Origin of the sequence: Streptomyces sp. MUM 203J (genome assembly GCF_022414595.1) — a bacterium.
Lineage (GTDB): Bacteria > Actinomycetota > Actinomycetes > Streptomycetales > Streptomycetaceae > Streptomyces.
Genome location: NZ_JADWYO010000069.1, coordinates 1 through 19,167 on the forward strand (window position 1 = coordinate 1; position 19,167 = coordinate 19,167).

At 72.7% G+C, this 19,167-nt stretch carries 17 protein-coding genes and 1 other RNA gene; 14 read left to right on the forward strand and 4 right to left on the reverse strand.

Annotated features, from left to right (window positions below):
* Positions 1-573, reverse strand: a 573-nt coding sequence (locus tag I3F58_RS25290) for an FHA domain-containing protein (protein ID WP_240111005.1), incomplete at its 3' end; no start/stop codon positions are given.
* Between the two features lie 449 nt (positions 574-1,022).
* Here I3F58_RS25290 and I3F58_RS25295 point away from each other — a divergent pair.
* The 4 genes from I3F58_RS25295 (at position 1,023) to I3F58_RS25310 (ending at position 6,999) form a co-directional block, all read left to right on the forward strand.
* Positions 1,023-2,795, forward strand: coding sequence for a serine/threonine-protein kinase (locus I3F58_RS25295; RefSeq protein WP_240111006.1), 1,773 nt, complete (start codon positions 1,023-1,025; stop codon positions 2,793-2,795).
* Between the two features lie 131 nt (positions 2,796-2,926).
* On the forward strand, positions 2,927-4,168 hold the full coding sequence (locus I3F58_RS25300; protein WP_240111007.1) for a serine/threonine-protein kinase: 1,242 nt from the start codon (positions 2,927-2,929) through the stop codon (positions 4,166-4,168).
* A 120-nt stretch (positions 4,169-4,288) separates the two neighbouring features.
* Positions 4,289-5,395 carry a peptide chain release factor 2 gene (prfB, locus tag I3F58_RS25305; protein WP_240111008.1) on the forward strand — a complete coding sequence of 369 codons (1,107 nt, stop codon included), beginning with the start codon at positions 4,289-4,291 and terminating at the stop codon, positions 5,393-5,395.
* 464 nt (positions 5,396-5,859) lie between these two features.
* Positions 5,860-6,999, forward strand: a complete 1,140-nt coding sequence (locus I3F58_RS25310) for a hypothetical protein (RefSeq protein WP_240111009.1) — start codon at positions 5,860-5,862, stop codon at positions 6,997-6,999.
* 105 nt (positions 7,000-7,104) lie between these two features.
* Here the strand turns inward: I3F58_RS25310 and I3F58_RS25315 are convergent, their stop codons facing one another.
* Positions 7,105-7,299 (reverse strand): hypothetical protein, encoded by a 195-nt coding sequence (locus tag I3F58_RS25315; protein WP_240111010.1) that lies wholly within the window; start codon positions 7,297-7,299, stop codon positions 7,105-7,107.
* 307 nt (positions 7,300-7,606) lie between these two features.
* Between I3F58_RS25315 and ftsE the strand changes: the two genes are divergently transcribed.
* From ftsE to ssrA, 5 genes are all read left to right on the forward strand, one after another.
* On the forward strand, positions 7,607-8,296 hold the full coding sequence (gene ftsE / locus I3F58_RS25320) for a cell division ATP-binding protein FtsE (RefSeq protein WP_240111011.1): 690 nt from the start codon (positions 7,607-7,609) through the stop codon (positions 8,294-8,296).
* A gap of 35 nt (positions 8,297-8,331) precedes the next feature.
* A complete protein-coding gene (gene ftsX, locus I3F58_RS25325; protein ID WP_240111012.1) occupies positions 8,332-9,252 on the forward strand; it encodes a permease-like cell division protein FtsX in 921 nt (306 codons plus the stop codon).
* 78 nt (positions 9,253-9,330) lie between these two features.
* Positions 9,331-10,539, forward strand: coding sequence for a S41 family peptidase (locus I3F58_RS25330; RefSeq protein ID WP_240111013.1), 1,209 nt, complete (start codon positions 9,331-9,333; stop codon positions 10,537-10,539).
* A gap of 18 nt (positions 10,540-10,557) precedes the next feature.
* Positions 10,558-11,037 carry an SsrA-binding protein SmpB gene (gene smpB, locus I3F58_RS25335; RefSeq protein ID WP_240111014.1) on the forward strand — a complete coding sequence of 160 codons (480 nt, stop codon included), beginning with the start codon at positions 10,558-10,560 and terminating at the stop codon, positions 11,035-11,037.
* Positions 11,038-11,144: 107 nt separating this feature from the next.
* Positions 11,145-11,514: a transfer-messenger RNA gene (gene ssrA / locus I3F58_RS25340) on the forward strand.
* A 293-nt stretch (positions 11,515-11,807) separates the two neighbouring features.
* On the opposite strand, the gene I3F58_RS25345 is transcribed toward ssrA, so the two are convergent.
* Positions 11,808-12,185 (reverse strand): hypothetical protein, encoded by a 378-nt coding sequence (locus I3F58_RS25345; protein WP_240111015.1) that lies wholly within the window; start codon positions 12,183-12,185, stop codon positions 11,808-11,810.
* A gap of 275 nt (positions 12,186-12,460) precedes the next feature.
* Positions 12,461-13,750: an MFS transporter gene (locus tag I3F58_RS25350; protein ID WP_240111016.1), complete on the reverse strand. Its 1,290-nt coding sequence runs from the start codon at positions 13,748-13,750 to the stop codon at positions 12,461-12,463.
* An 83-nt stretch (positions 13,751-13,833) separates the two neighbouring features.
* Here I3F58_RS25350 and I3F58_RS25355 point away from each other — a divergent pair, with 83 nt between their 5' ends.
* From I3F58_RS25355 to I3F58_RS25375, 5 genes are all read left to right on the forward strand, one after another.
* Positions 13,834-14,814, forward strand: a complete 981-nt coding sequence (locus I3F58_RS25355; protein WP_240111017.1) for a LysR family transcriptional regulator — start codon at positions 13,834-13,836, stop codon at positions 14,812-14,814.
* Between the two features lie 158 nt (positions 14,815-14,972).
* The gene (locus tag I3F58_RS25360) at positions 14,973-16,358 is read left to right on the forward strand and encodes a nitrate/nitrite transporter (RefSeq protein WP_240111018.1); all 1,386 of its coding nucleotides are present in this window, start codon (positions 14,973-14,975) and stop codon (positions 16,356-16,358) included.
* Between the two features lie 99 nt (positions 16,359-16,457).
* Positions 16,458-17,660: a uroporphyrinogen-III synthase gene (locus I3F58_RS25365; protein ID WP_240111019.1), complete on the forward strand. Its 1,203-nt coding sequence runs from the start codon at positions 16,458-16,460 to the stop codon at positions 17,658-17,660.
* Positions 17,661-17,862: 202 nt separating this feature from the next.
* Positions 17,863-18,459, forward strand: a complete 597-nt coding sequence (locus tag I3F58_RS25370) for a GNAT family N-acetyltransferase (RefSeq protein ID WP_240111020.1) — start codon at positions 17,863-17,865, stop codon at positions 18,457-18,459.
* Positions 18,460-18,504: 45 nt separating this feature from the next.
* Positions 18,505-19,101 carry an ABATE domain-containing protein gene (locus I3F58_RS25375; RefSeq protein WP_240111021.1) on the forward strand — a complete coding sequence of 199 codons (597 nt, stop codon included), beginning with the start codon at positions 18,505-18,507 and terminating at the stop codon, positions 19,099-19,101.
* The last annotated feature ends 66 nt before the right edge of the window (positions 19,102-19,167 follow it).

Here is a 19,167-nt window from a genome sequence, read left to right on the forward strand (position 1 = left end):
GCGCAGGGCCGACTCGCCCACGCGCAGGAGCGCGCCCGGCGCCAGGCGCACCGGGCGCGCGCCGACCTCGCGGCCGTCCAGCGCCGTGCCGTTCGTGGAGCCCGGGTCCGAGACCCGTACCCGGCCGTCCTCCGCGACGGTCACCACGCAGTGCAGCCGCGACACGTCCGGATCGTCCAGTGGGACGTCGGCGTCGGCGGACCGGCCCACCCGGATGTCGCCCGGGTGCAGCAGATGGACCCCGCCCGCGTCCGGACCCGCCACCACGTGCAGCCGCGCGGGCGCGTCCTCCGGGGCGGCTGCCTCCTCGGCCGGGGCCTGGAGGGCCAGCACCGCGCCGTCGGTCAGCGGCGGCTCGCCCAGGGTGCGGCGCTGCGGGTCAAGCCGCTCCCGCCCGGCGTACAGCACGACGGAACCGCCGGCGGCGCCGTCGGGGCCCGCCACGGCGGTGGCCAGGCCGGACGCCACCGCGGCCAGCGCGGTGCCCGAAGGGGCGGTGACGAGGACGTCACAGGCGCGCCGCGCGGTCTGGCCGCCGGTCGGCGCCGCGAGGACGGTCAGCCGGATGTGCATTGCCGTCAGCGGTCCCTTCTGCGCGGCGCGTCCGGCGGCGGGGGAACAGGCGGGGGAACGGGCCCTGAGGGGGACGGGCCCACTCACTCCCCCCACCCGCGCGCGGACGCGTCGTCCGGTACGAGTCGGTTGCATCCTCCCATCCGCCAGGGGCTGTTCGCCGCCAACCGGGCGAATAAACGATCTTGCGGGGGACGCCGTCGCACGTGGGCCCGGGAATGAGGTCCGGTGCGGGGGGCCGAGGGCCCCGGAGCAGGGGGTGTCGCCCGGGCAACCGGACATGACGGGCATACGTCTTCCCTTTACCGGAGTGCGGGCGACCCGCTCCGTCACGCTCGGTGAGCCGTTCGAACAGAGCGGAACGCCATTAGAGTGGGTCGAACGCAGAACAAGGCAGGGCGCGGCACATCCGCGAACGTCTCGGACCACGACCGCAGGGAGCGCATGACGTGCGGCCAGTCGGCAGCAAATACCTGCTCGAGCAGCCGCTCGGACGCGGCGCCACGGGCACGGTCTGGCGTGCCTGCCAGAGGGAGACCGCGGGGGCCGGGGCCGCCGTGGCCGGGCAGCCCGGCGAGACGCTCGCGATCAAGGTCCTGAAGGAAGAGCTGGCCAACGACGCCGATGTCGTCATGCGCTTCCTGCGGGAGCGCTCCGTCCTGCTCAGACTCACGCACCCCAACATCGTCCGTACCCGCGACCTGGTCGTCGAGGGCGACGTCCTCGCGCTGGTCATGGACCTGGTCGACGGCCCCGACCTGCAGCGGTACATCCGTGAGAACGGCCCGCTGACCCCGGTCGCCGCGAGCCTCCTCATGGCGCAGGTCGCGGACGCGCTGGCCGCCAGCCACGCCGACGGCGTCGTCCACCGCGACCTCAAGCCCGCGAACGTGCTGCTCGCCGAGCGCGACGGGCAGATGCACCCGATGCTGACCGACTTCGGTATCGCCCGTCTCGCGGACTCCCCGGGTCTCACCCGCACTCACGAGTTCGTCGGCACGCCCGCGTATGTGGCGCCCGAGTCCGCCGAGGGCCGCCCGCAGACCTCCGCGGTCGACATCTACGGCGCCGGGATCATGCTGTACGAGCTGCTCACCGGCCGCCCCCCGTTCGCCGGGGCGACCGCCCTGGAGGTCCTCCACCAGCACCTGAGCGCCGAGCCCCGTCGCCCCTCCACCGTGCCCGGCCCGCTGTGGACGGTCGTCGAGCGGTGCCTCGCCAAGGACCCGGAGGGCCGCCCCAGTGCCGAGAACCTCGCGCGCGGGCTGCGGGTCGTCGCGGAGGGCATCGGCGTGCACGCCTCTCCCGCGCAGATCGAGGCCGCCGAGGGTGTCGGCGCGCTGCTGGCGCCCGACCCGGCGCCGACCCAGGTCCCCGGCTCCGCCGGTGGCGGCGTGACCGGCGGTGTCCCCGGCGCGTCCGACGCGACGCAGGTGCTGCCCGGCACCGGCGCCCCGCAGTACGACCCGGCCGCCGCGACGAGCATGCTGCCGATGAACGCCCCCGGCGCCCCGGGCGGTACGCCGCCGGGTGCCGCCGACGCGACGGCCGTCATGCCTCCGGTGCCGCAGGGCCCGCCGCAGCCGCAGCCGGAGGAGCCGCACCCGTGGCAGACCCAGCTGCGCGCCGCCCGCGACCGCAACGAGCAGACGCAGATCCAGTACCTGGACCCGAACGAGGACCCGCTGCGCCGCCGCCCGCAGCGCCGCCCGCAGCCGCCCCAGCCACAGCCCCGGCCGGAGCCGTACCGGCCGCAGCACCAGCAGTACGGCCGGCAGGCCCAGCCGCCGCAGCAGCCGTACGGGCAGCAGGCCCAGCAGCCGTACGGGCAGCAGCCGCAGCCGTACACGCCGCCGCCCCCGGCGCCCCAGCAGCAGTACGCGCCCCCGCCGCCGCCCCAGCCCCAGCCGCGCCAGCGGTACCAGCCGCAGCCCCAGGCCCCGCAGCCGCAGGCGCCCGCGCCCCGGGAGCCGCGCCCGCCGCGTGAGCCCCGGCGGCGCAGCGCCAACCCGATGCGTATCCCGGGACTCGGCTGCCTGAAGGGCTGCCTGTTCACGATCCTGCTGTTCGTCGTGGCGGGCTGGCTCATCTGGGAGCTGACCCCGCTGCAGGACTGGGTGGCCCAGGGCAAGGGCTACTGGGAGGCGATCGGGGACGCGATCTCGACGGTCTCCGACTGGATCGGCGAGCTGGGCGACACGGCACAGCAGCTGCGGCAGTGATCCCCGGCAGCGACTCCGGCGACAGCGTCATCGATATGTCGACACCGGAGGGGTGATTTCCCCTCCGCTGTGAATGCGGGGCCTCCCGTCCGCGTAACTTGGTCGGGAACGCAGCCGCTGAGGGAGCAGTCGTGGCACGGAAAATCGGCAGCCGGTACACGGCTCACCAGATCCTGGGGCGGGGCAGCGCCGGTACGGTGTGGCTCGGCGAGGGCCCGGACGGTCCCGTCGCCGTCAAGCTGCTGCGCGAGGACCTGGCCGCGGACCAGGAACTCGTCGGACGGTTCGTCCAGGAGCGCACGGCCCTGCTGGGGCTCGACCACCCCCGGGTGGTCGCGGTCCGCGACCTCGTGGTCGACGGCGACGACCTGGCACTCGTCATGGACCTGGTACGCGGCACCGACCTGCGCACCCGGCTCGACCGGGAGCGCCGCCTCGCGCCCGCCGCGGCCGTCGCCATCGTCGCCGACGTCGCGGAGGGGCTCGCCGCCGCGCACGCCGCGGGGGTCGTCCACCGGGACGTCAAGCCCGAGAACATCCTGCTCGACATGCAGGGCCCGCTCGGCCCGGGGGGCGCCCACCCCGCGCTCCTCACCGACTTCGGCGTGGCCAAGCTGATCGACACCCCGGCCCGCACCAAGTCCTCCCACCGCATCATCGGCACGCCCGACTACCTGGCCCCGGAGATCGTCGAGGGACTGCCGCCGCGCGCCGCCGTCGACATCTACGCCCTCGCGACGGTCCTGTACGAGCTGCTCGCGGGCTTCACGCCGTTCGGCGGCGGGCACCCGGGCGCGGTGCTGCGCCGCCACGTCACCGAGCGGGTGGTTCCGCTGCCCGGCATCCCGGACGAGCTGTGGCAGCTCATCGTCCAGTGCCTCGCCAAGGCGCCCGCGTCCCGGCTGCGCGCCTCCGAGCTGGCCGCCCGGCTGCACGAGCTGGCGCCGCTGGTCGCGGGCATGCCGCCGCTGGACGTCGACGAGCCCGGGGACGAGGCGGGCCCGGAGCCGTACGAGGAGGACGACGCGCCCTGCCCGGCGCTGCCGCTCCCCGAGCGCCCCCGGCGGGCGGCTGTGCCGCTGGTCCCCGGTTCGTCCACCGACTCCAGCCGGGACACCCACACGTCCATGCGCGTGCCCGGGCCGGACGAGCTGTCCGGCGGCCCCCTCGGCACGGCCCGCGCGCCCCGGGCGGCCGGCCAGCGCCGCCCCGGTTCGGCCCGCAACCGCGCCACGGTGCGGCGACGGCGCCTCGTCGTCTCCGTGGCGGGCGCGGCGCTGGCGGCGGCGGGGCTGGCGGGATGGCTGACGGTGAGCCAGGACGAGCCCCCCGCGGTGCCGCCCGCGTCGGGCCCGTCGGCCCCTGCCCGGTAGTTCCCCCGCCTCCTCCGCCCCCCGGCCGGCCGCGCTCGGTGCCGTGGCTCCGCCGCGAGGGGCATCGCCCCGGACAGGTCCAGGGACGGGGCGGTTGCGGACAGCGGTTACGCTGGAGCCGTGGCAGTCGTCGACGTATCCGAAGAGCTGAAGTCCCTCACCTCGACCATGGGGTCGATCGAGGCCGTCCTGGACCTCGAGAAGCTGAGGGCGGACATCGCCGTGCTCGAGGAGCAGGCGGCCGCACCGTCCCTGTGGGACGACCCCGACGCGGCACAGAAGATCACCAGCAAGCTGTCCCACCTCCAGGCCACCGTCCGCAAGGTGGAGAGCCTGCGCGGCCGGATCGACGACCTCGGTGTGCTCTTCGAGCTCGCCGAGGCCGAGGACGACCCGGACGCCCTGGCCGAGGCCGAGGCCGAGCTGGAGGACGTGCGCAAGGCGCTCGACGAGATGGAGGTGCGCACCCTCCTCTCCGGCGAGTACGACGAGCGCGAGGCCCTGGTGACGGTCCGCGCCGAGGCCGGAGGCGTCGACGCCTCCGACTTCGCGGAGCGGCTCCAGCGCATGTACCTGCGCTGGGCCGAGCGGCACGGCCACAAGACGGAGATCTACGAGACCTCGTACGCGGAGGAGGCCGGCATCAAGTCGACCACCTTCGTGGTCCACGCCCCGTACGCGTACGGCACGCTCTCGGTCGAGCAGGGCACGCACCGGCTGGTCCGCGTCTCCCCGTTCGACAACCAGGGCCGCCGCCAGACGTCCTTCGCGGGCGTGGAGGTGCTGCCGGTCGTCGAGCAGACCGACCACATCGAGATCCCGGAGAACGACCTCCGCATCGACGTGTACCGCTCGTCCGGCCCCGGCGGCCAGTCCGTCAACACCACGGACTCCGCCGTCCGCATCACGCACATCCCGACCGGCGTGGTCGTCTCCTGTCAGAACGAGAAGTCGCAGATCCAGAACAAGGCGTCCGCGATGCGCGTCCTCCAGGCCCGCCTGCTGGAACTCCAGCGGCAGGAGGAGCGCGCCAAGATGGACGCCCTGAAGGGCGACGGCGGCAGCTCCTGGGGCAACCAGATGCGCTCGTACGTCCTGCACCCGTACCAGATGGTCAAGGACCTGCGCACCGACCACGAGGTCGGAAACCCGCAGTCCGTCCTGGACGGCGACATCGACGGCTTCCTGGAGGCCGGCATCCGCTGGCGCAAGCAGCAGGAGAAGTAACCCGCGGTCTTCTTCCCCGACGGCGCCGGGCCCTTTCACGGGCCCGGCGCCGTCGCCGTCCTCGCTGCGTGTGGCGCGCGCCGGGTCGCGGCCTCGGCGGCCGTGCCGTCCCGTCCGGCCCGCCGGGTGGTTGTTCACCCACAGATCGACGACCGGGCACTCCGCACACGGCTGCAGGGCCAGTGAGGTGCAGGGGTGCTTTATCGACAAGGAAACCTGCAGGTGAGCAGGTCCTTTGCAGGTTCTGTCACAGTTTCCGGTCCGCGCCTCGGGCAAGGTCAATCAATCCAGGACATTGCGTGCGCAACCCGCTTGACGCTCTTTCGGAAACTCGGAAGGCTGGCGCGCGGCATGCGCATGTCCGGGGCGCGTGTGACGGGGGCGGACGCTGTTGACGCCACCCCGGAGACCATCGCCCCGCGCGCTGCCCACTGACGGAAACAGCTACTGGGGGTAGCAGCTTTATGACCAACAAGACGCGGGTCCGGGTGGCCCGTATAGCGGCCGGTGCCGTGATCGCCGCAGGTGCGTCCCTGACCGCCGTGGGTGTCGCCCAGGCGGCGGGCTCCGAGCTCACCGTTCCTTCGAGCACGACCGAGCCGTGCAGCCCGGCCGACCCCACGTGTGAGGACAACGGCGGTACCACCGACGGTGGTGCGACTGACGGTGGTGCCACGGACGGCGGTGCGACCGACGGTGGTGCGACTGACGGTGGTGCCACGGACGGTGGTGCGACTGACGGTGGTGCGACCGACGGCGGTGCGACCGACGGTGGTGCCACTGACGGTGGTGCCACGGACGGCGGTGCCACGGACGGCGGTGCGACCGACGGCGGTGCGACCGACGGCGGTGCGACCGACGGTGGTGCCACGGACGGCGGTGCGACGGACGGCGGTGCCACGGACGGCGGTGCGACCGACGGCGGTGCGACCGACGGCGGTGCGACCGACGGCGGTGCCACGGACGGCGGCGCGACCGATGGTGGTGCCACGGACGGCGGTGCGACCGACGGTGGTGCCACGGACGGCGGTGCGACCGACGGCGGTGCCACGGACGGCGGCGCGACCGATGGTGGCGCGACTGACGGGGGTGCGACCGACGGCGGCGCCACGGACGGCGGCGCGACCGATGGTGGCGCGACTGACGGGGGTGCGACCGACGGCGGCGCCACCAACGGCTCCAATGGGAACACCGGCACTTCGGGCACCCAGGGCAGCTCGAACGGTTCCAACGGCACGAACGGGTCGAACGGCACCTCGGGCAGCACCGGCACCTCCGGCACCTCGGGTTCCGGCACCTCCGGTGACACCGGATCCGGTTCCACCGCGACCGGTGGCAACGGCTCCACCGGATCCACCGGCAACGACGTGGCCACCTGTACCGTCGACCTCGAGGGTGCCGAGTGCGTCGACAACAACCCGGCCCCGAACAACGCGGGCTCCCAGCCCGTCTCGCAGGGCGAGGCCAAGGAGGAGCTGGCCGAGACCGGTGCCGGCGAGACCTCGTTCCTGCTGATCGGCGCCGCCACGATGATCGCCGGTGGCATCGGTTTCCGTATGCTGCCGCGTCTCGTCGTGGGCGGTCAGGGCGCTGCCGCCGCCTGAGGGCGGGCACGCCGTAACGCCCCCAGGGCATGAGAGAGGGCCCGGACGCCGTATCCGACGGCGGTCCGGGCCCTCTCCGTGGCTCTGTGGACGGTCCCGTACGGGCTACGCGGGCTGCTGCGCCAGCGCCAGCGCCGCCCCCGCGGCCACCAGGAGCAGGAGCAGTCCCAGGATCACCATCGGGTGCACCGCGCCCCACGGGCTCTGCTGGAGGCGCTCGCGGTGGGCCCGGCACACGGGGCAGCGGCCCTGGTTCACCGGGGCCGCGCAGTTGGCGCACACCAGTCGGTCGTAGGTCATGCGCTCTCCTCCTCCCGCGCGGCGGAGCCGCCGGGTCCGCCGACACCAGGAACCGGGTGTCCGTCGGTCTGGTTCGTCGGCCTGGTTCTCTCCGCATAACGCCCGGGGAAACCAGACGGTTCCCTCGGTTACCCGTTCCACTGTGCCAGGTTCCACGCGTTCAGGCGCGTCCCGGCCGGATTCCGCCGGTCACCGGCCAGTGCATAAAGGGATGAAACGGGCAAGCCCGGGCGCTGACTGCGCGGGCTGTCCGGGTTCGCGTATGGTCACGCACACCTACTCCTCCAGGCCGACCGTGGGTGCATCCGTGATCCGATTCGACAGCGTCTCCAAGTCCTACCCGAAGACGAACCAGCCCGCTCTCAGGGATGTCTCCCTGGAGATCGAGAAGGGCGAGTTCGTCTTCCTCGTCGGGTCCTCCGGCTCCGGAAAGTCCACCTTCCTGCGGCTCATCCTCCGTGAGGAGCGGGCCTCCCACGGGGCGGTGCACGTGCTCGGCAAGGACCTGGCGCGGCTGTCCAACTGGAAGGTGCCGCACATGCGCCGCCAGCTGGGCACCGTCTTCCAGGACTTCCGGCTGCTGCCCAACAAGACCGTGGCCCAGAACGTGGCCTTCGCGCAGGAGGTCATCGGCAAGTCGCGCGGCGAGATCCGCAAGTCCGTCCCGCAGGTGCTGGACCTGGTCGGCCTGGCCGGCAAGGAGGACCGGATGCCCGGCGAGCTGTCCGGCGGTGAGCAGCAGCGCGTGGCCATCGCCCGTGCGTTCGTGAACCGGCCCATGCTGCTGATCGCGGACGAACCGACCGGCAACCTGGACCCGCAGACCTCCGTCGGCATCATGAAGCTGCTCGACCGCATCAACCGCACCGGTACGACGGTCGTCATGGCGACCCACGACCAGAACATCGTCGACCAGATGCGCAAGCGCGTCATCGAGCTGGAGAAGGGCCGCCTCGTCCGCGACCAGGCGCGCGGCGTCTACGGCTACCAGCACTGAGCACATACACGGGCAAGAAAGGCTGAACGCAGGCGATGCGCGCCCAGTTCGTACTCTCGGAGATCGGTGTCGGCCTCCGTCGCAACCTCACGATGACGTTCGCGGTCATCATCTCGGTGGCCCTGTCACTGGCTCTCTTCGGCGCCGCGGTCCTCATGGGCCAGCAGGTCAACGCCATGAAGAGCTTCTGGTACGACAAGGTCAACGTCACGATCTACCTGTGCAACAAGAACGACGCGGGCACCTCCGAGGGCTGCTCCAAGGGCGCGGTGACCGCGCAGCAGAAGGAGCAGATCCAGACCGACCTGGAGAAGATGACGCGCCTGGTCGACACCGTCCACCACGAGACGGCCGACGAGGCGTACAAGCACTACCGGGAGCAGTACGGCGACAACGCCATCGCCTCCATCATCACGCCCGACCAGATGCAGGAGTCGTTCCGCGTCAAGCTCAAGGACCCGGAGAAGTACGAGGTCATCGCGACCGCCTTCGCGGGGCGTGACGGGGTCCACTCGGTGCAGGACCAGCGGGACATCCTGGAGCAGTTGTTCAGCATGATGCGCGGGCTGAACGTCACGGCGCTGGTCGTGATGGGGCTGATGCTGGTCATCGCGCTGATGCTGATCGTCAACACCGTACGGGTGTCGGCGTTCAGCCGCAGGCGGGAGACCGGCATCATGCGGCTGGTCGGCGCGTCCAGCTTCTACATCCAGATGCCGTTCATCATGGAGGCCGCGTTCGCGGGGCTGCTGGGCGGCGCCGTGGCCTGCGTGATGCTGGTGGTCGGCCGGTACTTCCTGATCGACGCCGGGCTCTCGCTGGCGACGCAGATGCCGCTGGTGAAGTTCATCGGCTGGAACGAGGTCCTGTCGGTACTGCCCCTGGTGGTCGTGATCGGGCTGCTGATGCCGTCGCTCGCGGCGGCGGTCGCGCTGCGCAAGTACCTGAAGGTGTGACGAGCGCCGCTCCTGTGCCTCACGCGCCGTGCGGTCAACCGCCGTACGGCGCGGAGCGCTTGTCCTAGAGTGGGCGCCATGTCACTGCCGGGCCCGGGCCGAGCGCCCTCCCTCCGGCCCCGCCGCATCCGGCGCGGGGCCGCGCTGACCGTCCTCTTCGCGACCGTCCTGGCGGCGGGCGCCGCGGCCGGGGCTCTGCCGCACGAGGAGCAGGCGGACGGCGGCCCCGAGCGGGCGGCCGTGACGAGGGCGCCGCGGGGCGAAGACGTACAGGACGAGGTGGCGCGGGCGGCGGCGGAGGCCCTCGCGGAGGGCAGGTCCGGGGCGCAGGCCGCGCAGGAGGTCGTCAGCCGCAGCGGCGACCGGTGGGGCGTGGTCTACGAGGCGGGGGAGTACGCGGAGTTCGAGCGGGCGCTGGACGGCGAGTACACCGGGGTCGGCCTGTGGGCGCGGCGCACCGCCGAGGGGCATGTCGAGGTGACCCGGGTGCAGCGGGGCGGGCCGGCCGACGGGGCCGGGGTCCGGCCCGGGGACCGGCTGCGCTCCATCGACGGGCGCCCGGTGGACGGGCACACCGCGGCCCGTGTGGTGGCGCTGCTGCGCGGCGACGGTACGGGAGGGGGCGGAGCGCCCGCGGAGGCGGGCAGTCCCGTCGTGCTGGGCCTCCAGCGGGGCGAGCGGGTGTGGACCCGCACAGTGCGGCGGGCCGAGCTGGCCACGGAGGCGGTGACGGTGCGGCGGCTGGACGCGGACGCGGTGCTGGTGCGGGTGGCGGCGTTCACCCGGGGCAGCGGCGCCCTGGTGCGCGAGGCCGTGCGGAAGGCCCCGCCGGGTGCCGGAATCGTGCTGGACCTGCGCGGGAACGGCGGGGGGCTGATGACGGAGGCGGTCGCGGCGGCCTCGGCGTTCCTGGACGGCGGGCTGGTGGCGACGTACGACGTGCACGGCGAGGAGCGGGCGCTGCACGCCGAGCCGGGCGGGGACACCGTGCGGCCCCTGGTGGTGATCGTCGACGGCGGCACCATGAGCGCCGCCGAGCTGCTGACGGGGGCGCTCAAGGACCGGGGCCGGGCGGTCACGGTCGGTTCCCGCACCTTCGGCAAGGGTGCGGTGCAGATGCCGAGCCGGCTGGCGGACGGGTCGGTCGCGGAACTCACGGTGGGCCACTACCGCACCCCGGCGGGCCTGCGGGTGGACGGGCAGGGCATCACCCCCGACGTCCCGGCGGCGGTGCGGGCCCAGGAGCGGGCCCGCACGGTATTGAGTGGCCTCGGACGTGGGGCGTAGTGCGAAAATGACAGCACTATGGCAAAGGAAAAGGGACGCAAGCTGATCGCGCAGAACAAGAAGGCGCGGCACGACTACCACATTCTGGACACCTACGAGTGCGGTCTCGTCCTGACCGGCACGGAGGTGAAGTCGCTGCGCCAGGGGCGGGCCTCGCTGGCCGACGGCTTCGTGCAGATCGACGGACACGAGGCATGGCTGCACAACGTGCACGTGCCGGAGTACAGCCAGGGCACCTGGACGAACCACGCGGCCCGCCGCAAGCGGAAGCTGCTCCTCCACCGCGTGGAGATCGACAAGCTGGAGTCCAAGTCCCAGGAGACCGGCCACACGATCGTGCCGCTCGCCCTCTACTTCAAGGACGGCCGCGCGAAGGTCGAGATCGCCCTCGCGAAGGGAAAGAAGGAGTACGACAAGCGCCAGACCCTCCGCGAGCAGCAGGACCGCCGCGAGGCCGACCGTGCGATGTCGGCGGCGAGGCGCCGGGCGCGGGCCTGAGGGACCGAGGGCGCGCGGGAATGCGCTGGCACCCCGGCCCGTTGTTCCCGTACGATGACACTGCCCCAGCCGGAGACGGTGAGGGGCGTCGCTTGAAAAATGAACATGGGGATGATCGGTTTCGACAGCGGCTGTCGAAGCAGGGGAAGCGTGTCGAGGAAGCGGCCATGATCTCGTAAACCACAGGCCGAAACCAATAATCGCCAACACCAAGCGCGATTCCTTCGCCCTCGCTGCCTGAGTAGCGACTTGCGAAGTGTCAGCCCGGGGCTGTTCCCGACCCGGATCCTGGCATCAGCTAGGGAACTCCACCTCTAGGCCCGGTCACGGGGTGTAGAGGAACAACCAACAGTGACTGAGCCCGTCGGAGACTTGTCCGCGTGATCTCCGGGGCCGAGAAAATCGCAGCGGACTGCACACGGAGAAGCCCTGGTTCCGCACCGTTGGACGCGGGTTCGATTCCCGCCATCTCCACTTCGTGGAGGCCCGGGGGTGCACCCCCGGATCCCCGCACCCCATGTGAACAGAGGCCCGGCAGCCCTTGAGGCGGCCGGGCCTCTGCTGTGTGCGAGGCCGTGTCGGCCGGCAGGTGTGCTGTTCAGCACTTGGGAGGGTGCCCAGCCCTTGCGAGCCGCTAGCTGTGCCCGGCTGGCCGTTCATGGTGGGCGGCTGTTCATCGAGCGTGTCCGTGCCGGTCGTCCTACGGGGATACGACACACGCCCCGCCTCCACGGCACAGGAGGCGGGGCGTAGTCGTTCGGGTGGGCCGGTCAGTTGTCGCCGGAGAAGCGTGGGGCGTGTCCGCACAGTTCACGGAACCGCTCGGTCTCGGCGTCGGTGTAATCGTTGTCGCCGTACCTCTCACCTGAGCAGAAGGTGTGTCGGTACCGAGAGGCTTCGTCCGCCGCGTCCAGGGCCATGCTGACCTGCGCTGCCGCGATGACGGCCAGCAGCAGGGTTGTTATCAGATACAGGAACGCGGCGAGCTTGCCTTTGATGATGGGGAAGGTGATCGTCACGCTCTTGGGTGCGGAGTGCTGGGGCGGCAGCGCGTATGCGGGAACGGCGGGCGGGACGGGAGGAGTGGGCGGGGTGCTGGTGGAGGGCGGTCTGGGGTGCGCTGCGTTCGATTCCGTGTCCGGCTCCATGTCAAGCTCCTGTCCGAGTGATTCAACAAGGCGTTGAGGGTAGGGGGCGCGCCTGGTTCCGGGGTTGGACATCAGGCGTACCGGGACTAACGGGCGAGCGTGGCCAACGGCACGTTCTTCGTGGGGGTGTTCGGCTGGGGTGGGGCCGACCGTGCGGAGACGGCGGTCGGACTGTGTCCGCGTGGTCGGGGTGTAGTGCCTTGCGGCAGGAGGGGGCCGCGGCCGCAGGTGCGGCTGGTTGGAAGCTCCCTACGCTTGGTAGGGGGTGGCTCCTGTTACTCGGCGACCGGGTGGCGTCTGCCCGTCGCGACTACGCCCAGCGCCAGTGCGCCCGCAGCCGTCGGCAGTATGTACGCCGTGCCCGCGCCGGCCTGTTCCACCAGCCAGCCGCCCGCCGCCGCGCCCGCCGCGATGCCGCCCAGCAGGGCTGTGACGGCCAGGGACATGCCCTCGTTCAACTGGGTCCTCGGGGTCAGCTGTTGGACCAGGGTCATGCCGGTCACCATGGTGGGCGCTGTTGCCATGCCCGCCAGGAGCAGTGCGCCCGCCAGGGCCAGCAGGCCGCCTGTCTGGGCCGCTGCCCAGGGGAGGGCCATCAGCCCCGCCATCGCGGTCAGGCAGTGCAGGAAGCGGCGCCGTGCGTCCGGGGCCGGTCGGACGGCGCCGTACCAGAGGCCCGCCAGGAACGAGCCCAGGGCCTGGAGAGCCATCACCGGGCCCGCCACCGGACCGTCCACGTACGCCAGGGTCACGATCTCCATCGAGCCGAAGATCGCTCCTGTGCAGAGGAAGACGGTGAGCAGGTGGGGCATGCCCCGGGTGAGGAAGGGGGACCGCGGGCGGGGGCCGCCTGCCGCCGGTGCCACCGGGGGCTCCGTCGCTCGCTGGGCCGTGAACAGCAGCATGCCCGTCAGCAGCAGGACCGCTCCGGCCAGCGTGCCCGCCTCCGGGAACAGTGCCGCGCACAGGAACGCCGCCAGCACCGGTCCCGCCATGAAGCACAGTTCGTCCACCGCCTGCTCGAAGGCGTTCGCGGTGTGGACCGCCGCCGGGTCGTCCCGGTACAGGTGGGCCCAGCGGGCCCGCGACAGGCCGCCGGTGTTCGGTGTCGTCGCCGTCGCGGCGTAGGAGGCGAACAGCGTCCAGGCGGGTGCCCCGAAGTGCACACACAGCAGCAGCGACAGAGAGCCCAGGACCGCCAGCACCGTCGCCGGGAGCGCCACCCGCCGCTGGCCGTACCGGTCCACCAGCCGCGCCGTGAACGGGGCCACCACCGCGGTCGCCGCCAGGCCGGTCGCCGTGACGGCGCCCGCCAGCGCGTAGGAGCCCCGGGCGTCGGCGATCATGATGACCGCGCTCACCGTGAACATGCCCATCGGCACCCGGGCCAACAGGTTGCCGACCGTGAAGGCGCGGGTGCCGGGGAGGGTGAACAGACGGAGGTAGGGGTTGCGCGGAGTCCGCCGGGGGGCCGGCTCCCGGTAGCGCGGGGCCAGCACCAGGGCCTCGGGGGTGAAGAGGGCAGGGGGTGTCGCCGGGGCCTTCCCGGTGGTGGTCTGGGGCATGGATCAAGCCTCGTCGGGGCCGTCTCCGCCGTCCAACACCTGTTCGAGGTCGATTGACGCGGTTCTGTTGTAAGTTTCGGCGCGTGGCCCATGACCCCGACCCCCGCCTCCTGCGCGCCTTCTCCGCCGTCGCCGAGGAACTGCACTTCACCCGCGCCGCCGCCCGGCTCTACGTCGCCCAGCAGGCCCTCAGCCGCGACATCCGGCGCCTGGAGCGGGAGCTGGGCGTCGAGCTGTTCGTACGGACCACCCGGCAGGTCTTCCTCACGCCGGACGGTGAACGGCTGCTGCCGCACGCGCGGGCCGTGCTCGCCGCGTACGAGGAACTGGGCGCCGCCTTCACCGGCGCGGGCGGCGCGCCCCGCCCGCTGCTCGTGGACCTCAACAGCCCGAACGGGATGTTCAGCGGCAGGGTCCTGGAACGGGCCCGAGAGCTGGCGCCGCCCGACTGCGAGCTGATGGCCCGCTACGAGAGCGGCCTCACCTGGGCCGCCGCGGAGATCCTCGCCGGGCGGCTGGACGCGAGCTTCGGGCGGGTGGCCGGGCTCGACCGGTCCGTCCGCGCCCGGCTCGACTGGCAGCCCGTGCGCTACGAGCCCATGGCCGTGCTCCTCCCGGAGGGGCACCCGCTGGTCGACCGCCCCGCGATCGAGCCGGCCGACCTCGCCGGCGAGACCATCTACGGAGGGGCCGGCAACCCCCGCACCCTGGAATGGACCGACCTCGCCCGGCAGCTGTTCGACGAGCACGGCATCCGTCTCGCCCCGCCCGCGCCGCTCGCCGTCGGCGTGGACGAGTTCCGCCGCCTGATGGCCAAGAACCGCACCCCCGTGCTCGTCGTGGTGACGTTCAAGGCCCTGCCCGGCACCGTTCTGCGGCCCCTGATGCGGCCCGTACCGCTGTCGCCTGTGGCGCTGGTGTGGCGCAAGGGGCTCAGGCATCCCGGGCTGGACGCGCTGCGCCGCGCCGCCGCGGAGCTGGCGGCCGCGGAGAACTGGCTGGTCAGGCCCGAGGACTGCTGGCTGCCCGAGGAGGACGCCGCCGTGATGGGCGGGAGCGGCTGAGCCCGGCTGCACGGGGGGCGCTCACACCGATCGCGTACGCCGATGTGAGAGCAAGGTTTCAGCCCGGTCACCTCAGATGACCGGGCTGAAACGCGACGTCCCTACCGTCGGCCACCAGACGGGCTTCAGGGCTGGACCGGCACAAGCGGAGGTACGCGATGAGCGGACAGAGCACACACACCGGCGGGCGGTGGATCCAGGAGTGGGATCCCGAGAACACGACCTTCTGGAAGGAGAAGGGTGAGCGGATCGCCAACCGCAACCTCCTCTTCTCCGTGATCTCCGAGCACATCGGCTTCTCCATCTGGTCCCTCTGGTCCGTGATGGTGATGTTCATGGGACCGGAGTACGGGATCGACCCGGCCGGGAAGTTCTTCCTGATCGCCTCGGCATCCCTGGTCGGCGCGGTCATCCGCGTCCCGTACACGTTCGCCGTCGCCCGGTTCGGCGGCCGTAACTGGACCGTCATGAGCGCGGCTCTGCTGCTCGTGCCGTCCTGCCTCGCGTTCGCGGTGATGGAGCCCGGCACGTCGTACACCACCTTCCTCGTCGTGGCGCTGCTGACCGGTGTCGGAGGCGGCAACTTCGCCTCCTCCATGACCAACATCAACTCCTTCTTCCCGCTCCACAAGAAGGGCTGGGCGCTCGGCCTGAACGCGGGCGGCGGCAACATCGGCGTCGCGGTCGTCCAGCTCGTGGGCCTCGCGGTCATCGGCACCGTCGGCGCCGGCCACCCGAAGGTGCTGATCGGCATCTACATCCCGCTGATCGTCGCCGCCGCGCTGTGCGCCGTGCGGTACATGGACAACCTGGCACCGGTGAAGAACGACACCGGCGCCGCCAAGGACGCGGCCCGCGACCCGCACACCTGGATCATGTCCTTCCTCTACATCGGCACGTTCGGGTCCTTCATCGGCTACAGCTTCGCCTTCGGCCTCGTCCTCCAGACCCAGTTCGGCCGGACCCCGCTGCAGGCCGCGTCGCTGACCTTCATCGGCCCGGCGCTCGGCTCGCTGATCCGCCCGGTCGGCGGCTCCCTGGCCGACCGGTACGGCGGCGCCCGCATCACCCTGGCAACGTTCGCCGCCATGGCCGCCGCGACCGGAGTCGTCGTCTACGCCTCCGTCACCGAGTCGCTGTCCGTCTTCCTGGTCGGCTTCATCGCCCTGTTCATCCTGACCGGGCTCGGCAACGGATCCACCTACAAGATGATTCCGGCGATCTTCAAGGCGAAGGCGGAGGCCCAGGGTCTGACGGGCGAGACCGCCGACACGTACGGGCGGCGCCTCTCCGGCGCCTCCATGGGGCTGATCGGCGCGGTCGGCGCGCTCGGCGGGCTCGGCATCAACCTGGTCTTCCGCCAGTCCTTCATGACGGCGGGCACGGGCACGTCCGCCTTCGTCACCTTCCTGCTCTTCTACGGAGTGTGCATGGCCGTGACCTGGGCGGTATACCTTCGCCGCCCGTCCGCGGCCCCGGCCGGGGCCGCGGACGGTACGGCGGAAGCCCCGGCGCAGCGCCCACTCACCTACTCCGGGGTGTGATCCACCGTGGTCGGCGGCGTCACCCGGGACGGGCACCGTAACGACGGGGAAACGTGGGCGAACCGAGCCTGTCACGCACACTTGTCAGGCTCGGGCACCATGGACCAGCAGCAGGAGCCGCGCCTCCCCGAGGCGGAACGGCATGATCACAGCCGGGTACGCGGCGAGGCGGCGCGGCAGGAGCACGGGCCGCTCGCGGGCTTCACCGTCGGCGTCACCGCGGCCCGCCGCGCGGACGAGCTGACCGCCCTGCTCCAGCGCCGGGGCGCGGCGGTCCTGCACGCCCCCGCGCTGCGGATCGTGCCGCTCGCGGACGACGCCGAACTGCTCGACGCCACCAAGGAGCTGATCGCCCGGCCACCGGAGATCGCGGTCGCCACGACCGCGATCGGCTTCCGCGGCTGGGTGGCCGCGGCGGAGGGCTGGGGGTACGGCGAGGCGCTCGTCGAGTGCCTGCGAGGGGTACGGCTCCTGGCACGCGGCCCCAAGGTGAAGGGCGCCGTGCGTGCGGCGGGCCTGACGGAGGAGTGGTCCCCGGCGACGGAGTCCATGGCGGAGGTGCTGGACCGGCTGCTCACGCAGGGGGTCGCCGGACAGCGCATCGCCCTCCAGCTGCACGGAGAGCCGCTGCCTGGGTTCGTGGAGGCGCTCAACGACGCGGGCGCGGACGTGGTGGTCGTGCCCGTGTACCGGTGGATGCCCCCGGAGGAGCCGGGCCCGCTGGACCGGCTGCTGGACGCGGTGGTGGCCCGGTCCCTGGACGCGCTGACCTTCACGAGCGCGCCCGCCGCGGCGTCGCTGCTGACGCGGGCGGAGGAGCGGGGGCTGCTGGGCGAGGTGCTGGTGGCGCTGCGGCACGACGTGCTGCCCGTGTGCGTGGGACCCGTCACGGCGGTGCCGCTGCAGTCCCGGGGCGTCGACACCGTGCAGCCGACCCGGTTCCGGCTGGGCCCGCTGGTCCAGCTCCTGTGCCAGGAACTGCCGGGGCGGGCGCGTGCCCTGCCGGTGGCGGGGCGACGGGTCGAGATCCGGGGCCATGCGGTGCTGGTGGACGGCGAGTTGCGGCCCGTACCGCCTGCGGGGATGTCCCTGCTGCGGTCTCTGGCGGTGCGGCCCGGTTGGGTCGTGTCGCGGGCGGAGCTGTTGCGGGCGCTGCCGGGGTCGGGGCGGGACGAGCACGCCGTGGAGACCGCGATGGCCCGCCTCAGGTCCGCTCTGGGGGCGCCGAAGCTGATCCAGACAGTCGTCAAGCGGGGGTACCGTCTGGCGCTCGATCCGACGGCCGAGCCGACCGGGGCGTAGGGGCGCGGGACCGGGTGCCCGCGGCGGGCCCGTGCCCGGTCCCGTCCCGACGGTGTGACGGAGTCACCACGTGGCGGAACCGCGGCAGGGGCCCGGGACGGGCCGGAACACAGCCCGTCCCGGGCCCCTGTGAGAGGTCCGAGGGGGAACGGCGAAGCCGCGACAACGCCGCCGGCGCACGCCGCCGCGTACCGTGCCGCACATGACCAGTGACGACCCGTACGTCATCCGCCCCGCCGACCCCTCGCGCGACGCCCCCGCGCTGGCCGCCGCCCTGGCCCGCAACCGTGCCGCCATGCGGCCCTTCGAGCCGCACCGCGCCGACGCGTACTACACGGCCGAGGGGCAGGCCGAGCGGCTTTCCGCACCCGGCTGTTTCATGTGGCTGGTCCTGGAGGGAGGCCGGGTCGTGGGATCGGCCACCCTGTCCGGCATCGTGCTGGGGGCCTTCCGCAGTTGCTCCCTCGGGTACTGGACCGACGAGGAGCACCGGGGCCGGGGGCTCGCCCCGCGGATGGTGGAGGCGGCCTGCCGGGGCGCCCGGGACGGGCTGGGCCTGCACCGGGTGCAGGCCGGAACGCTGCTCGGCAACACCGCGTCGCAGCGGGTCCTGGAGAAGTGCGGCTTCGAACCGATCGGTGTCGCACCCCGGTACCTCGGCATCGACGGAGCCTGGCGGGACCACCGCCTGTTCCAGCGGATCCTGCACGACGATCCCCCCAAGTCCTCGACTTGGCCCGAACAGGGGCCCCATCGCGGTGACCGGGGTTCCGGTGACCGGCCGGGGCGGGCACCCTGAGGGACGGTCGGCATCCGGCGGTGACCCCGAGGCGGTGACGCGCACATGGGCAGCGGGCGGCGGTTCGAGGCCGGGCGGTGGTGTCTGGACCTGATGGCGGAGCACCCGGTCAGCCCGGGGAGGCTCGCCCACTGGCTCACCACCGGCGGGCTCGTCCCTCCCGGGACGCCGCTGCCCGGGGTGGACGACCGGTGGGTGGAGCGGTTCGCCGAACTCCGCGACCACATCGAGGTCCTGGTCCGCGCACAGCTCGCCGCCCGCCCGCCCGACGCCGCGTCACTCCGGCGCCTGAACGTCCTGGCGGCCGTGGCCGCGCCGCCCGCGCCCCGCGCCGTACCGGGCGACGACGGCTCTCTCGTGCGTGAGTTGGCGGCTCCGCCCGAGTGTGCCGCGCTCCTCGCCGCTCTCGCGCGGGACGCGGTGGAGCTGCTCACCGACCCGGCGGCCAGGGCGCGGCTGCGGCAGTGCGAGGGGGAGCGCTGCCACCGCGTCTATCTGGACGTCTCCCGTGGTGGGCGCCGCCGTTGGTGCTCCAGCGAACTGTGCGGGAACCGGGTGCGGGTAGCCCGCCACCGGGCCCGTGCCGCCGGCTCTCCCACACCCCTTCTCGTATCCGTGGAAGAAAATTTCGAGAACCGTTGAGAAGCCGAGCCGTCCGCTCCGTAGAGAAGGGGGCAAGGAGTCAAGGAGTCGGACAGGGTCTCGACC

What these genes read in the sequence shown, in the direction of transcription:
- I3F58_RS25345 (WP_240111015.1), bottom strand. Translation starts at nt 12,185, where the DNA reads ATGGAGCCGGACACGGAATCGAACGCAGCGCACCCCAGACCGCCCTCC.
- I3F58_RS25310 (WP_240111009.1), top strand. Translation starts at nt 5,860, where the DNA reads ATGACCAACAAGACGCGGGTCCGGGTGGCCCGTATAGCGGCCGGTGCC.
- I3F58_RS25330 (WP_240111013.1), top strand. Translation starts at nt 9,331, where the DNA reads ATGTCACTGCCGGGCCCGGGCCGAGCGCCCTCCCTCCGGCCCCGCCGC.
- I3F58_RS25375 (WP_240111021.1), top strand. Translation starts at nt 18,505, where the DNA reads ATGGGCAGCGGGCGGCGGTTCGAGGCCGGGCGGTGGTGTCTGGACCTG.
- I3F58_RS25360 (WP_240111018.1), top strand. Translation starts at nt 14,973, where the DNA reads ATGAGCGGACAGAGCACACACACCGGCGGGCGGTGGATCCAGGAGTGG.
- I3F58_RS25370 (WP_240111020.1), top strand. Translation starts at nt 17,863, where the DNA reads ATGACCAGTGACGACCCGTACGTCATCCGCCCCGCCGACCCCTCGCGC.
- I3F58_RS25315 (WP_240111010.1), bottom strand. Translation starts at nt 7,299, where the DNA reads ATGACCTACGACCGACTGGTGTGCGCCAACTGCGCGGCCCCGGTGAAC.
- I3F58_RS25365 (WP_240111019.1), top strand. Translation starts at nt 16,458, where the DNA reads ATGGACCAGCAGCAGGAGCCGCGCCTCCCCGAGGCGGAACGGCATGAT.
- I3F58_RS25350 (WP_240111016.1), bottom strand. Translation starts at nt 13,750, where the DNA reads ATGCCCCAGACCACCACCGGGAAGGCCCCGGCGACACCCCCTGCCCTC.
- smpB (WP_240111014.1), top strand. Translation starts at nt 10,558, where the DNA reads ATGGCAAAGGAAAAGGGACGCAAGCTGATCGCGCAGAACAAGAAGGCG.
- ftsX (WP_240111012.1), top strand. Translation starts at nt 8,332, where the DNA reads ATGCGCGCCCAGTTCGTACTCTCGGAGATCGGTGTCGGCCTCCGTCGC.